General features: G+C 54.4%; 11 protein-coding genes and 2 tRNA genes. 12 read left to right on the forward strand and 1 reads right to left on the reverse strand.

Annotation, left to right across the window (positions count from 1 at the left end; all coding sequences use genetic code 11):
- Positions 1–278: 278 nt before the first annotated feature.
- Positions 279–578, reverse strand: coding sequence for a ribosome assembly RNA-binding protein YhbY (yhbY, locus tag G8770_RS04605; protein ID WP_167182408.1), 300 nt, complete (start codon positions 576–578; stop codon positions 279–281).
- 118 nt (positions 579–696) lie between these two features.
- Here yhbY and rlmE point away from each other — a divergent pair, with 118 nt between their 5' ends.
- The 12 genes from rlmE (at position 697) to G8770_RS04665 (ending at position 12,833) form a co-directional block, all read left to right on the forward strand.
- Complete coding sequence (gene rlmE, locus G8770_RS04610) at positions 697–1,317, forward strand: 23S rRNA (uridine(2552)-2'-O)-methyltransferase RlmE (protein WP_167182411.1); 621 nt, start codon at positions 697–699, stop codon at positions 1,315–1,317.
- 181 nt (positions 1,318–1,498) lie between these two features.
- Entirely contained in the window at positions 1,499–3,415 is a 1,917-nt protein-coding gene (gene ftsH / locus G8770_RS04615; protein ID WP_167182414.1) for an ATP-dependent zinc metalloprotease FtsH, read from the forward strand.
- 109 nt (positions 3,416–3,524) lie between these two features.
- Positions 3,525–4,340, forward strand: a complete 816-nt coding sequence (gene folP, locus G8770_RS04620) for a dihydropteroate synthase (RefSeq protein ID WP_341771075.1) — start codon at positions 3,525–3,527, stop codon at positions 4,338–4,340.
- Positions 4,341–4,501: 161 nt separating this feature from the next.
- A complete protein-coding gene (gene glmM / locus G8770_RS04625; protein WP_167182417.1) occupies positions 4,502–5,842 on the forward strand; it encodes a phosphoglucosamine mutase in 1,341 nt (446 codons plus the stop codon).
- 136 nt (positions 5,843–5,978) lie between these two features.
- Complete coding sequence (gene tpiA / locus G8770_RS04630) at positions 5,979–6,719, forward strand: triose-phosphate isomerase (RefSeq protein WP_167182420.1); 741 nt, start codon at positions 5,979–5,981, stop codon at positions 6,717–6,719.
- 11 nt (positions 6,720–6,730) lie between these two features.
- A complete protein-coding gene (gene secG, locus G8770_RS04635; protein WP_167182422.1) occupies positions 6,731–7,174 on the forward strand; it encodes a preprotein translocase subunit SecG in 444 nt (147 codons plus the stop codon).
- 37 nt (positions 7,175–7,211) lie between these two features.
- Positions 7,212–7,297, forward strand: a tRNA-Leu gene (locus G8770_RS04640).
- A 665-nt stretch (positions 7,298–7,962) separates the two neighbouring features.
- On the forward strand, positions 7,963–8,547 hold the full coding sequence (locus G8770_RS04645; protein ID WP_167182425.1) for a hypothetical protein: 585 nt from the start codon (positions 7,963–7,965) through the stop codon (positions 8,545–8,547).
- Between the two features lie 76 nt (positions 8,548–8,623).
- Positions 8,624–9,160 (forward strand): hypothetical protein, encoded by a 537-nt coding sequence (locus tag G8770_RS04650; protein WP_167182428.1) that lies wholly within the window; start codon positions 8,624–8,626, stop codon positions 9,158–9,160.
- 3 nt (positions 9,161–9,163) lie between these two features.
- Complete coding sequence (locus tag G8770_RS04655) at positions 9,164–10,015, forward strand: fimbrial biogenesis chaperone (protein WP_167182431.1); 852 nt, start codon at positions 9,164–9,166, stop codon at positions 10,013–10,015.
- Positions 10,012–12,561 carry an MSCRAMM family protein gene (locus G8770_RS04660; RefSeq protein ID WP_167182434.1) on the forward strand — a complete coding sequence of 850 codons (2,550 nt, stop codon included), beginning with the start codon at positions 10,012–10,014 and terminating at the stop codon, positions 12,559–12,561. Before G8770_RS04655 ends, G8770_RS04660 begins: the two co-directional genes overlap by 4 nt.
- Positions 12,562–12,756: 195 nt before the next feature.
- A tRNA-Met gene (locus tag G8770_RS04665) sits at positions 12,757–12,833 on the forward strand.
- Positions 12,834–12,947: the final 114 nt, after the last annotated feature.

A 12,947-nucleotide genomic window follows, 5' to 3' on the forward strand; every position in this document is an offset into this window, starting at 1 on the left:
AGTGAAACGAAGTATCGCCGATGGTAGTGTGGGGTTTCCCCATGTGAGAGTAGGTCATCGTCAGCCTTTAATTTAAAACCCCTGATCGGTAACGGTCAGGGGTTTTTCTGTTTTAGGGCTTAGGCTATTGCCGGCCCCTGAGGGCCCTCTGAGACAGTTTGGAGCCGGTTGCGCACAAGTCTTAGTCGTGCGTTTATGCGGCTGCTCCGGGCCAACCAGCGCGCATAAAAAAGGCGGGCCATGGCCCGCCTTTTACAAGGGATATTCTGCAGGGGTTCTTATCTGACGTTAGAGAGCTTTAAGTTTGGCTTTTTGGCTTCTCTAAAAATCAACGCCACCTTGCCAATCTCCTGAACAATCTCAGCTCTGCATTTTTTTGCCATTTCAGCAATGACTTGCTTTCGCAGGTCGCGATCGGCGATCACCAATTTGACTTTAATCAGCTCGTGATCATCCAGGGCGCGATTTAATTCTTCAATCACAGTATCGCTCAGCCCATTACCGGCTACGGTGACTACGGGGTTTAAGTTGTGACCCAACGAGCGATATTGTTTTTTACGGTCTGGGCTTAAAGGCATACAATGTCTCATCTTGTAAATGGTATACAGGCTGCGGATGTTGCTCGCGACCAGAGGTCGGCGCGATTGGCATTGCAGAAAAACTCTATTGTAACTCAAGTTCAGGTTCTTGGTGGGTATGGCAAGGTCGAAAACAAGTAAGGGCTGGCTTAAAGAGCACTTTAATGATCAGTATGTAAAGCAGTCCCAGCAGGACGGTTATCGCTCGCGTGCCAGTTACAAGCTGGTGGAGCTCGACAAGAAAGACCATTTGTTCCGCCCGGGCATGACCGTGGTAGACCTGGGGGCCGCCCCTGGAGGCTGGAGTCAGGTGGCTGCTCGCCTGGTGGGAGATAACGGCAGGGTTATCGCATCGGATATTCTCCCAATGGACTCTTTGGCAGGGGTGGTGTTTATTCAGGGGGACTTTACCGAAAATGAGGTCTTTGAAGAGATCCTCGATGCCATGGGGCCGGAGAAGGCGGACCTTGTAATTTCGGATATGGCCCCCAATATGAGTGGAATGAGTGACGTTGATCAACCGCGAGCAATGTACCTGGTTGAGTTGGCGCTGGACATGGCGCGAGAAACCCTAAAGCCCGGGGGGGCGTTTGTCGCGAAAGTCTTTCAGGGGGAGGGGTTTGATGCCTACCTGAAAGATGCAAAGCAATCTTTCAAATCCGTTGTCACCCGCAAGCCCGATGCCTCCAGGGCTCGATCCCGTGAAGTGTATATTGTGGCAAAGGGCTTTAAGGGCTGAATTAACGATTATTTACCTGCAGGAGCGGTATGGGCGTCGCCGAGATGCCGCCGATAACGCTATACTGTAAATTAGGCTGTTTTTCCGAATACTCGGAGCGTACAAGCCATTTGAGCTAAGTCGTTGTTTTATAAGGGCTAAGCCGAATCAATAGCTGAAGTGAGGAAGTCTCTTGAACGATATGGCGAAAAACTTGGTGTTGTGGCTGGTAATTGCGGCAGTTCTGTTGGCAGTTTTTCAGAACTTTAATCCACAGCCCTCTCAGGAAAGCTTGACCTACTCTGAATTTGTTAGAGAGATACAGTCTGATCAGGTTCGCGAAGTCACGGTGGATGGGCTCATTATTATGGGCGTCAGAAACGATAATTCCCGTTTTGAGGCGGTACGTCCTCAGATAGCTGACGATAAGCTCATGGACGACTTGCTTAACCACAATGTTGAGGTTAAGGGGCGCAAGCCAGAGCAGCCCAGCCTGTGGCAGCAGCTCTTGGTGGCGAGTTTCCCGATTTTGTTGATCATCGTTGTGTTTATGTTCTTCATGCGTCAAATGCAGGGGGGAGCCGGTGGTAAAGGCGGCCCTATGAGCTTTGGCAAGAGCAAGGCGCGTCTTTTGGGTGAAGATCAGATTAAAACCACTTTTGCCGATGTGGCCGGCGTTGATGAGGCCAAAGAGGACGTTCAGGAGCTGGTTGAGTTTCTTCGCGATCCATCAAAATTCCAGCGCCTGGGTGGGCAGATTCCCCGTGGCGTCTTAATGGCAGGACCTCCGGGTACTGGTAAAACCTTATTGGCAAAAGCCATTGCGGGTGAAGCCAAGGTTCCTTTCTTCTCCATTTCTGGCTCTGATTTTGTCGAAATGTTTGTGGGTGTGGGCGCCTCCCGAGTCCGGGACATGTTTGAACAGGCCAAAAAGCAGTCGCCTTGTATTATCTTCATTGATGAGATTGATGCCGTTGGTCGTCATCGTGGGGGTGGTCATGGCGGTGGTCATGATGAGCGTGAACAGACGTTAAACCAGTTGCTGGTTGAAATGGACGGTTTTGAAGGAAATGAAGGCATTATCGTCATTGCCGCGACAAACCGCCCGGACGTTCTGGATAAGGCGTTGTTGCGCCCGGGTCGTTTTGACCGTCAGGTGTTTGTGGGTCTGCCTGACATTCGTGGGCGTGAGCAAATCCTGAAAGTGCACATGCGAAAAGTGCCTTTGGATGACAAAGTGAAAGCATCCATCATTGCTCGTGGTACACCCGGCTTCTCCGGTGCTGATTTGGCCAACCTGGTCAATGAAGCCGCTCTGTTTGCCGCTCGCTCTAACCAGCGTCTTGTAACGATGGAGGAGTTTGAAAAAGCCCGGGATAAAATCATGATGGGCGCTGAGCGCAAATCCATGGTGATGGGCGAGAAAGAAAAAGAGAACACGGCATACCACGAGGCGGGCCATGCTATTGTGGGGCGCTTGGTGCCAGAGCATGACCCAGTGCACAAGGTTACTATTATTCCTCGTGGCCGGGCTTTGGGTGTGACTCAGTTTTTGCCGGAAGATGACAAATACAGTTTGAGCAAGCGAGCCATTGAGTCACAGCTTTGTACTCTGTTCGGTGGGCGTATTGCCGAAGAGATGACTTTGGGTTTTGAGGGCGTCACAACCGGTGCTCAAAATGATATCGAGAGGGCAACCAGCTTGGCTCGTAATATGGTGACTAAGTGGGGCCTGTCTGAGAAGTTGGGGCCATTGCATTACGGCGAAGACGAAAGCGGTATGCCAGGAACTGGCGGAGCACCGAATTATTCCGGAGCGACGTCCAAAACCATTGATGAGGAAGTGCGTCGTATCATCGATCACTGTTACACCGAAGCGGAACGTCTGCTGAGGGAAAATCGCGATATCCTGGAAGCCATGAAAAATGCGTTGATGGAATACGAGACCATTGATGCAGAGCAGGTTGACGATCTCATGGGGCGTAAAAAAGTTCGCCCGCCACGGGATTGGCATGATGGTGATTTTAGCGGTCACATCAAAGATGATGATCTGAGTGAAAAAGGAAAGGATGACGACAAGGGAGCCAATCCGATAGGCGGCCCCGCTAAACATCACTGAGTCGGATTGAGAAACAGGGCCCAGCTTGCTGGGCCTTTTTTTGTTTTTGTTGTTTTGCAAAAGAAGATTGGGGGGGAGCGTGTCCCGTTTAATTTGTGGTGGCAGGATATTGGATTTATCACAGCCGGTTGTGATGGGTATCTTAAATACGACGCCGGATTCTTTCTCGGATGGTGGTCAGCTGTTACAACAGGGGACGGTAAATCTGGACGCCGCCTTGAAGCGCGCTGAAGCGATGGTGACGGCGGGTGCCAAAATTTTAGATGTGGGGGGGGAGTCGACCCGTCCAGGGGCTAAAGTTGTTTCGGAGCAAGAAGAATTGCAGCGGGTAGTCCCGTTGGTTGAGGCTATTGCCCGTGAGCTGGATGTGGTGATATCCGTGGACACCAGCTCTGCTATAGTCATGACAGAAGCCGCCAGTGTCGGTGCGGGATTGATTAACGATGTTCGATCGCTGCAGCGCGAAGGCGCTTTGAGCGCTGTGGCTGAGTCCGGGCTGCCGGTGTGCATAATGCACATGCGGGGTGAGCCACAAACCATGCAAACACAACTGGCGTACGAGTCCGTCGTTGATGAGGTATTGAAATTCTTGCTTGAGCGAGCAGCTGTATTAGAGGCCGCCGGTATCCCGAACGACAAGGTGTTGTTGGATCCGGGGTATGGGTTTAGCAAATCACCCGAACACAACCTCCAGTTGTTGCAGAAGTTGCCGGTTATCGTCGACACCGGCTTCCCGGTGTTGGCCGGCCTGTCGCGGAAGTCGGTGATTGGTCATGTGCTCAACAAAACCGTTGAAGAGCGCCTGGCCGGCAGCTTGGCGGCTGCGTTGTTGGCTGCCCAGGCGGGAGCCAAAATTATTCGAGTTCATGATGTGGCTGAAACAGTGGATGCACTAAAAGTGTGGCAGGCTGTTGTGGCCGCTTAAGCGTTCGGTTTCCACATAGATTGATGAGTGCCCGCTGGGTTATAAAACCTGTTTGAACGTCAGGTTGTTTTTAGATTTTTGTGGTGGCTGTTTGCTGTGCTGGCCATGCCGGTGCACCACAGTCATTGAACGTATTGAAAAAGCTGAGGGAGCGGTACAGCATGTCGCGTAATTACTTTGGAACAGATGGTATCCGGGGCCGGGTTGGTGAGGGCGTCATCACGCCGGACTTTGTTCTCCGGCTTGGGTGGGCGGCTGGCCAGGTGTTGGCAAATCACTACAAGGGCAGAAAACAAATTTTAATGGGCAAGGATACCCGTATCTCGGGGTATATGTTTGAGTCGGCCCTGCAGGCCGGGTTGATCAATGCCGGCATTGATGTGGGTCTGTTGGGGCCAATGCCGACTCCGGCGATTGCGTATCTGACGCGGACTTTTCAGGCGCAGGCGGGCATTGTCATCAGTGCTTCACACAACCCATTTTATGACAACGGCATCAAATTTTTCAGCGGTGCAGGTACCAAGCTACCCGATGAAATAGAGCTGGAAATTGAGGCGAATCTTGACTTGCCTATGCAGACCGCCACTCGCTTGGGGAAGGCTCGGCGCATCGAAGACGCGGCTGGTCGATATATTGAATTTTGTAAGGGAACCATGCCTTGGGGGTTCAGTCTTGAGGGCCTGAGGATTGTCTTGGATTGTGCCAACGGGGCGACCTATCACATTGCCCCTAATGTCTTTCAGGAGTTGGGCGCCACTGTTGATGTGATCGCGGCGGTGCCAGACGGTGAAAACATCAACCAGGATTGCGGCTCTACCAAGCCGGGCAAACTGCAGCAGCGAGTGCTGGAGACCGGGGCGGACCTGGGGATTGCCTTCGATGGTGATGGCGATCGACTGGTGTTTGTCGACCATAAAGGAGAAGTGGTTGATGGCGATGAGATCCTCTATTTGATTGCGGCGTATCGCAAGCGCTACGGTGGTGGCTGTGAGGGTGTTGTTGGAACCTTGATGAGCAACTTCGGCTTTGAGTTGGCGCTGAACAAGCTGGACATCCCTTTTGTGCGAGCCAAAGTGGGAGACCGCTATGTCCTGGAGCAGATGCACCAGCGAGGCTGGTCCCTGGGTGGCGAAAACTCGGGACACATTGTGTGCGGCGACGTCACCACAACCGGTGATGGTATTGTTGCAGCGTTGCAGGTCTTGTTGGCCCTGTCGAATGAGGGCGGAGCCACCTTGCATGAATTGAAGCAGGGGATGCACAAGCTGCCGCAGAATATGATCAACGTACGCGTCACTGGCAAGGTGGTGCTGGAGGGCAACGAGGTGATTGAGCGAGCGGTTGCGGCTGCTGAGCATGAGTTGGCCGGAAAAGGGCGGGTATTGTTGCGACCGTCAGGTACTGAGCCTGTGGTGCGTGTCATGGTGGAAGGCGAAGATCTGCCGCTGGTTTCCCAGCTGACAAAAGAGCTGGCCGAGGTGGTTGAAAAGGCGCTGAGCTGAGCGAGACCCCAGCGGCTAAAAAAATCCGGCAAAGCCGTGTGTTTGGCAGATAAGGCGTTGTATCTTATGGACTTATCCGCTAACATTTGCGCCCGTTTTGCCGAGAGGCGAGTCATCGTTTAACGGAATAGTAAAGATGAGACGACCTTTAGTGGTAGCCAACTGGAAAATGAATGGCAATCTTGCAGATAACCGCAAGTTGTTGCAGTCATTTCTGGCATCTTGGCAAGGTGTACACCATGCCGAAGTCGGCATTTGTCCACCTGCAGTATATTTGCCGCAAGCGATTGAGCTGTTAGGGCAAACGAACGTTGAGCTTGGCGCGCAGGATGTCAGCGCTGCTGAAAATGGAGCCTTCACCGGCGAGGTGTCAGCTGCCATGTTGGCTGACATCGGTTGTCAGTTTGCGTTGGTGGGGCATTCTGAGCGGCGTGAATATCACGCCGAAAGTGACCAGCTGGTAGCCCGCAAGTTCAAGGCCGCACAATCTCATAAGTTGACGCCGATTCTTTGTATTGGCGAGTCTTTGCAGCAGCGAGAAGCTGGCGAGACCTTGATGGTTGTAGGTGAGCAGTTAAAAGCTGTCATTGATGAGGTGGGCCGCGCTGCCATAGCGTCATCGGTAATAGCCTATGAACCCGTATGGGCTATCGGTACGGGATTGACCGCCACTCCCGAGCAGGCTCAGGAGGTTCACGCGTTTATTCGTGAGCAGTTAGGCGCTGTTGGCAACAGTGTGAGAATTTTATATGGCGGCAGTGTAAAGCCGTCAAATGCCGCTGAGTTATTTTCTCAGGCGGATATTGATGGGGCTCTGGTGGGCGGAGCCTCTTTAAATAGCGACGATTTTTATAGCATCTGCCAAGCGGCAGAGTAAAAGGCGAACTGATGGAAAAAATCATTCTGGTGCTGCATCTTCTGACTGCAGTATCGATTATTGCTCTTATCCTGCTGCAGCAGGGCAAAGGTGCTGAGGCCGGCGCTTCATTTGGAGCCGGGGCTTCTCAGACCGTATTTGGCAGCTCGGGCAGCGGCAACTTTTTTACCCGGGCGACGGCTTTGTTGGCGGCGGTCTTCTTTGCGACCAGTTTTGGTTTGGCTGTGGTGGCTAAGCAGCAAGCGACCGTTGGCATCACTGAGGGTATTCCGGTTATTGACGGTCCAGCGGAAATCCCGGCGGCGGTTGAGGTTGACTCTGATGTGCCGGGGGATATTCCGTCCATGAGTGTCGATGAGGTTCCTGCAGAAGATATCCCGTCAGCGCCGGAAACGGTTGCGCCAGAGGCTGAAATGTTGGAAACTCCCGCCCCGTCCGACGAAGAGTCTCAGTAAGCGGCTGCCGAGCGCGGTTGTTAGTAGAAAAGTTTTTGCCCAGGTGGTGGAATTGGTAGACACGCTATCTTGAGGGGGTAGTGGCCATTGGCTGTGCGGGTTCAAGTCCCGCCCTGGGCACCATTTCAAAATTCATTGTCAGCGACAATGTGTTCATTGTATGTTTAGCGAGTGCCTCACACGCAAAAAAAAGCCCCTTGTTTGGGGCTTTTTTGTGTCTGTAATATCCGTTTATCACGCCCGTTACCCCTCCTGTTGTCTGGCTAGGGTCAAGCCACTTGCTGTAACAGCGGTGCCAGCCTGCAACAAGATCAGGTGACCCTCACCTTCCCTATATCCCATGCGCTCTTCCCTGCTTTTGCGGTCCTTATTTTGCTTATGGCAAGGCGAGTTTTGCATATAGTGCGGCGAGTTTGTTCGGCCCACCTTTGCGGGAAACGCGGGTGCACAAATTGCTGATCAGCCTCACCGGCTGGTTTCAGGCCCTCTCCGAAAGCCTTCTTGTCAGCCTCTGAATTTTCCCTTGCCTGCATTTAGGGCCGGCCTATGGCCGATAGCCGTCAATTTTTAGTCAATAAGTTAACAATGTGGTCAATTATTTTGGCGCCAGAATTGAAAGTGTGACGTGGTTCACATATTATGTCGCCCCATAAGAGAGTTGATTTTTATAGCGTTACGAAATTAGTCGGGCCGATGCTTTCTGGGGCCGGGTACAGAAAAGATTATCTTTGGGGCTGTCAGGCGCAAGACCTTTGGCAGTTGATCACTTATGAACTTGGGAAATTGTCATGATTAATTGCATTAAAAAAATAAATACCACGATGTTGCTCGCTCTCGTGGGGCTGCTGGGCAGTCAATCCGCATCTGCCGCCTCAGAGGGCACCATGGGGGTCACCATCACCATACCGGAAATCATTATTCTGCATTATTACAGTGACGTTGCGCTGGATTTGGGTTCAATAGGGGTCAAGGACAGCGTTGATGAAGGCGCGACCAGCATTAGCAGTAGCGGCGCTCTCAATGGCACAGACAGCATTGCTACTGCTGATGTAGCCATCCTGGCTGATGGCGGCACGGATTACGACACAACTGTTACCGTAAAGATGCAAAATGCCTGGGCCGTACGTGGCCTGACCAGCACCGGTAAGATTTTGGTTACGCCAACCTTCGGTGCGGCTTCTGCGAACGGTAACAACGGGGGCACTCTTACCGCTTCATCCTTGACCAATCCTACTGGGGCCGTAGACGCTGCCGGGCCCGGTTTGGCCGGCCTTAAATATGGCGATCTGGAGTTTGTGCTGGACTTGGCTGACCTTCAGTATTCCGGTGAATATACCGGTCTGCAAATTGTTTTGACTGCTGCCGCTAACTAATAAGTCAGGACTCAGGGTTCGGTCCCAGATGGTTTTGGTAATCTCAAAATGGCTAATCTCCGGGTTGGCCATTTTTATGTGGTTATCTGTCTCGGGTGTGGTGCACGCAGCCTGCTCAGAAGATTATTTCAAGAGCTTTAAGGTGCCTAAACAAAGCGTTGATGGCGGCGCAGTGGCCCTGGCGACAACCAGTATCAGCGAGGGCTCGGTGTCGGCTATTTTGCCCCTGGATCTCAGTACGTCTGGTGATTTGGGGCTTGCCCCGACACTCACTGCAGGTGACACAACTGCTGTGTTAAGTCTTGCCGCCTGGGCGTGGGAATTGAAGGCGGATACCTCCGCTCCGAACAAGCCGGGCGACCCTGATCAGCAGTTTACCGTGGCTGACCTGGATATTCGTTATCAGGTCGGCCTCGATAATACCCTGTCATCGACGTTGGATCCCGCTTCGAAGGTGGGTGCCAGTGTGACGACCCAGTTTGTAGAGGTTGTCCAGCGGGGTTCAAAAAATACGGTTTTTACCGGGTACATTGATATCGCGCTCGATTATGGCGCGGCCACTGAAATTGGCGTTTACAGTGCCGACATTACCATTACCGTAGGATGCAAGTAACTCATGTTGTCCCTTTTCTTCAACCGGCTAAGGCTGCCTCTGTTGTTGGTGCTGACCTGTTGTGCGCTGCCGGTGTTTGCAGAGAGCAAGATGGCACCGCCTCAGGTGTCCTTGTCCCCGTCGGGCGTTTATCTTGATTTGGATAAAAAAAGCAGCGGTCTGTTTCATTTGACGAACCTTGGTGATCAGCCAAAACGCGTCAGAACCCGGGCCTATAATTTTGAGCTGGATGACAACAGTCAGGTTAAGTTAATGCCCCCCACGCCACAGTCGCTGGATCAGTGGCTGATCGTTAACCCCCGCGAATTTACGATACCGCCTAAGTCCCAGCAGGTGATTCGTTTTGCCGTCAGGCCGCCGATCAAGCCCGAGCCTGGTGAGTATCGCGCGATGCTCTATTTTGAAGAGGCGTCCTCGGTGGGTGACGCTGGCAAGGGTATGATCAAACTGGGGTTTCAGCTGGGGGCGCCGATCTACGTTCGCATTGGCGAGCTGACGGAAAAGGCCAGTCTTACCCAGCACCAGGTCACCGTTACCGGGCAGGCTATTGAGCTCGGCTTAACCATTCACAATCAGGGCGATCTCTCGGTCGGGCTGAATGGTCAGTATGTGCTGTGGCCTGACGGGCGCTACCCGGGGCGGCAGGCCGAACCGGTTGATACGCTCGCGGCGCAAGAGGGCAAGTCGTCACTGGTGAGGGGTAATCTGCTGGGAACCCCCATTCTGCCAGGTTCATTGCGCACATTGATTCAGCGCCTGCCTCGTCCCTCTGTCCCAGGCCGCTATCTACTGGTGCTGCACGGCACGCTGGGAACTGCGCCGCTGCACGTGGAGCTGCCGCTGAACATCGAATGAGTCGCTTGCGCTCACTGCTCCTGTACCTGCTGCTGGCGTTTGCTGTCCCGGCGTTGGCGGAAACGGCTTCGCTGGAAGATGCCGAGCGGCTTTTTGTGGGCCTCACGGTCAATGACCGGGAGGTGGACCCTGTTGATGTCTACCGGCAGGCGGGTAGTTACTGGTTGCCGCTGGAGCTCGTTTTGGAGGCGGTGGGGATTCGCTTGTTGGACGACGGGCAAAGTCTGCGCCTGATTTCTCCGCTGGGCCACCGCAGTCTGTCTCGGCAATATTTTCCCCGGTGGCGTCAACAGCGCTTCATCAGTGACCGGGATTTGCAGCAGTTTTTTCGCATTCAGGCACGCTTTAATGCTCAATTGTACAGTTTGGCGCTAGACGTGCCCTGGCAGCCGGGTCAGAGCCTGCTGCGTTACTCTGCTCTGATCGAGCCGGACGTCATGGCGCCACAGAGCTCGGTTAGCCTGATTCGCTGGCAGAGCCGTTATTCACAAAATCTGGATGCGAATCTCTACGACTACACCAACACGCTGGATCTCGCCGGTGGTGCGGGCACTGGTGTCTGGCTGCTGGGGCTCGAAAGTCGGCCGCAACAGGATGCCCGGCTGGAGCGTTATTTTTGGAGTGGCGAGAGCGATAATACGGCCTACCGGCTGGGAACCAGCTACGTCAATCTCAATCCGCTGTTGGCGGGGGTGCGTTTCACCGGGGGGCAGGGGGCATGGTCTAGCGAGCCCATTGCGCGCCTTACCGACTTTTCCCGCAACCTCAACGCGGACAGCTTTCTGGCCAGTGACGTCCAGTCTCAAGAAGTGATCAGCCGCACTGGCGGACCGCCGGCCGGCATTGCCGAGCTGCGCATTAACGACCGGTCCGTGCAGCGGGTGCGCATCGACCTCAATGGTTTTTATCAGTTCAGTGCGGTGCCGGCGTCGGTCGGCAGTTTTCAACGCACGGAAATTTACCTGTATGAGCGCAGTGTGCAGGAAAAGCCTGTCGCCATTATCGACAACACCCGCAGTCTGGTGCGGGAAATGCTTGCGGAGGGTGAGACCCTGGTGCGCAGTGGCGGCGGTGAGGTGGGCAACGGCCTCTACGAGGAGGGCGTTGATGACGGTGCCGCAGTGAGCTTTCTGCAATTGCGCCACGGTCTAACCCGCAATGCCACGGTACAGGCTATTTTTCAGCAGTCGCCGGATCAGCCGGGGGCGGGGGTGCTGGGGTTGCGCAGCAGTCTGGGAGCGCATTGGGCCTGGGCTGCTGATGCAGGCATTAACGCGGGGGAGTGGGTTGGCAGCTCGGAGTTGTCGGGTGTCGGTGATGGTTGGAATGCCAGTTTGCGTTCGCGCTATCTGGCCGCGAACTATTTTCCCTCAAACGACAGTAGTTATTACGATCACAGCCTGCAGGCGAACACGTTGCTCGGTCGCACCTTGCGTGCCGGGCTGGTCGGCCGCTTTGCCCGGGACACCGATGGGGCGGCAACCCGCTTCATAAAACCCTCGTTTTATTGGGGGCCGTCCCCCCGTTTCTCGCTGTCTGGCACGCCTGGCTATGACGGTGACTACCGCTATGTGGCCAGTTATCGCCCCCATCGGCAGCACCACATCACGGCCAGCCACAACCATAATCTCTATAGCCTGACCCACGATTATAGAGCTGCCCGGGACGCCAATTTGCTCACCGGGTATGAATACGACACGCAGACGCAGTCCGGCCTGGTTTTCATGCAGGCGGATTGGCATCTGCGCCAGGGGGACTATTCAGATCAGAACAATAACCATCGGCTTCAGGTCGGTGTCAGTTACAACGGCGAGTCCAGCGGTTACCAGCTCAGCTGGAATCGAAAGGTGTCGCCGGGGGTTGAGTTGCAGGCGGGTTATCGGCAGGGGTATCAGTCCGCCGAGGACAGTGTCGATCCCGCGGCAATGGTGTATTTCAATGTCCGTCTGGACTTTGCCGTGGTGCGCGGGCGTCTGCGCTCCGCCAGTCACCAGGATATGAATTTCGCCAGGGGGGGGATCAGCGGCTCTTTGGTGGGGCCGGAGGGGGAGCGCTTGTCGCTGGACGGTGCCGGAATCAGCATTAACGGTCACCGTTTGAATCGCGGCCAGGTTGGTGGCCAGTTCTATGCGGGCAACCTCAAGCCTGGCCTGTATCGTGTGGCTGTGGATGAGTCCAATCTGCCGATTGAGTATGTCCCGCAACAGCGCAGTGTGATTGTCGAGGTGCAGCGCAACGCGGTCACGCCGGTCAGTCTGCAGCTGAATAAAGTCTTTGCCATCGCCGGGCAGGTGCGTACTGCTCAGGGTGAGGCTGTCCCGCACGCAGCGGTGGACGTATACAATCGCAGCGGCGAGCGGGTGGGGCGGGTCCAGACGGGTCTGTTTGGCTTCTATCGTGTAGATAATTTGCCGCCGGCAGCTTACACCGTATCCTACAGTCCTGATTCCGGGAGTGCCGAGGGCGCTGTCCGCCGGGCAGTTGCTATTGAAGACGACTACCTGTTTGGGGTTGATTTGGTTGTGGTGCCAGCCCCCGAAGGTTAGTTGGGGTGGCGCACAGCCCCGCCGGCCCGGGGCTGCAGGTTGTTGGGAGTGTCGGCCGGGGCGGTGAATTTTCAGCAGGCAGAGGCTTTTTTTAAGCCGTTGAAAAATAAAAGCAAAATACCTGTTGACGACCCTGGGGGGCGTCCCTATAATGCGCGGCCTTGGTTAGGGAAACATACCTAAGCAAGTTGATGATGCGGGGTGGAGCAGTCTGGTAGCTCGTCGGGCTCATAACCCGAAGGTCGTAGGTTCAAATCCTGCCCCCGCTACCAAATTCAAGGGTTTGGTGTTCTTTACCGGACTCATGCGCTACAATTAGCGCAGCAGGAAAGCCCCTTTTAAGGGGCTTTTTCGTATCTGTCGTATGGCAGGCGAAATTGGCGCAC

Origin of the sequence: Pseudomaricurvus hydrocarbonicus (assembly GCF_011602365.1) — a bacterium.
Taxonomy (GTDB): domain Bacteria; phylum Pseudomonadota; class Gammaproteobacteria; order Pseudomonadales; family Cellvibrionaceae; genus Pseudomaricurvus; species Pseudomaricurvus hydrocarbonicus.

What these genes read in the sequence shown, in the direction of transcription:
- glmM (WP_167182417.1), top strand. Translation starts at nt 4,502, where the DNA reads ATGTCGCGTAATTACTTTGGAACAGATGGTATCCGGGGCCGGGTTGGT.
- G8770_RS04645 (WP_167182425.1), top strand. Translation starts at nt 7,963, where the DNA reads ATGATTAATTGCATTAAAAAAATAAATACCACGATGTTGCTCGCTCTC.
- secG (WP_167182422.1), top strand. Translation starts at nt 6,731, where the DNA reads ATGGAAAAAATCATTCTGGTGCTGCATCTTCTGACTGCAGTATCGATT.
- tpiA (WP_167182420.1), top strand. Translation starts at nt 5,979, where the DNA reads ATGAGACGACCTTTAGTGGTAGCCAACTGGAAAATGAATGGCAATCTT.
- ftsH (WP_167182414.1), top strand. Translation starts at nt 1,499, where the DNA reads ATGGCGAAAAACTTGGTGTTGTGGCTGGTAATTGCGGCAGTTCTGTTG.
- yhbY (WP_167182408.1), bottom strand. Translation starts at nt 578, where the DNA reads ATGCCTTTAAGCCCAGACCGTAAAAAACAATATCGCTCGTTGGGTCAC.
- rlmE (WP_167182411.1), top strand. Translation starts at nt 697, where the DNA reads ATGGCAAGGTCGAAAACAAGTAAGGGCTGGCTTAAAGAGCACTTTAAT.
- G8770_RS04650 (WP_167182428.1), top strand. Translation starts at nt 8,624, where the DNA reads ATGTGGTTATCTGTCTCGGGTGTGGTGCACGCAGCCTGCTCAGAAGAT.
- G8770_RS04655 (WP_167182431.1), top strand. Translation starts at nt 9,164, where the DNA reads ATGTTGTCCCTTTTCTTCAACCGGCTAAGGCTGCCTCTGTTGTTGGTG.
- G8770_RS04660 (WP_167182434.1), top strand. Translation starts at nt 10,012, where the DNA reads ATGAGTCGCTTGCGCTCACTGCTCCTGTACCTGCTGCTGGCGTTTGCT.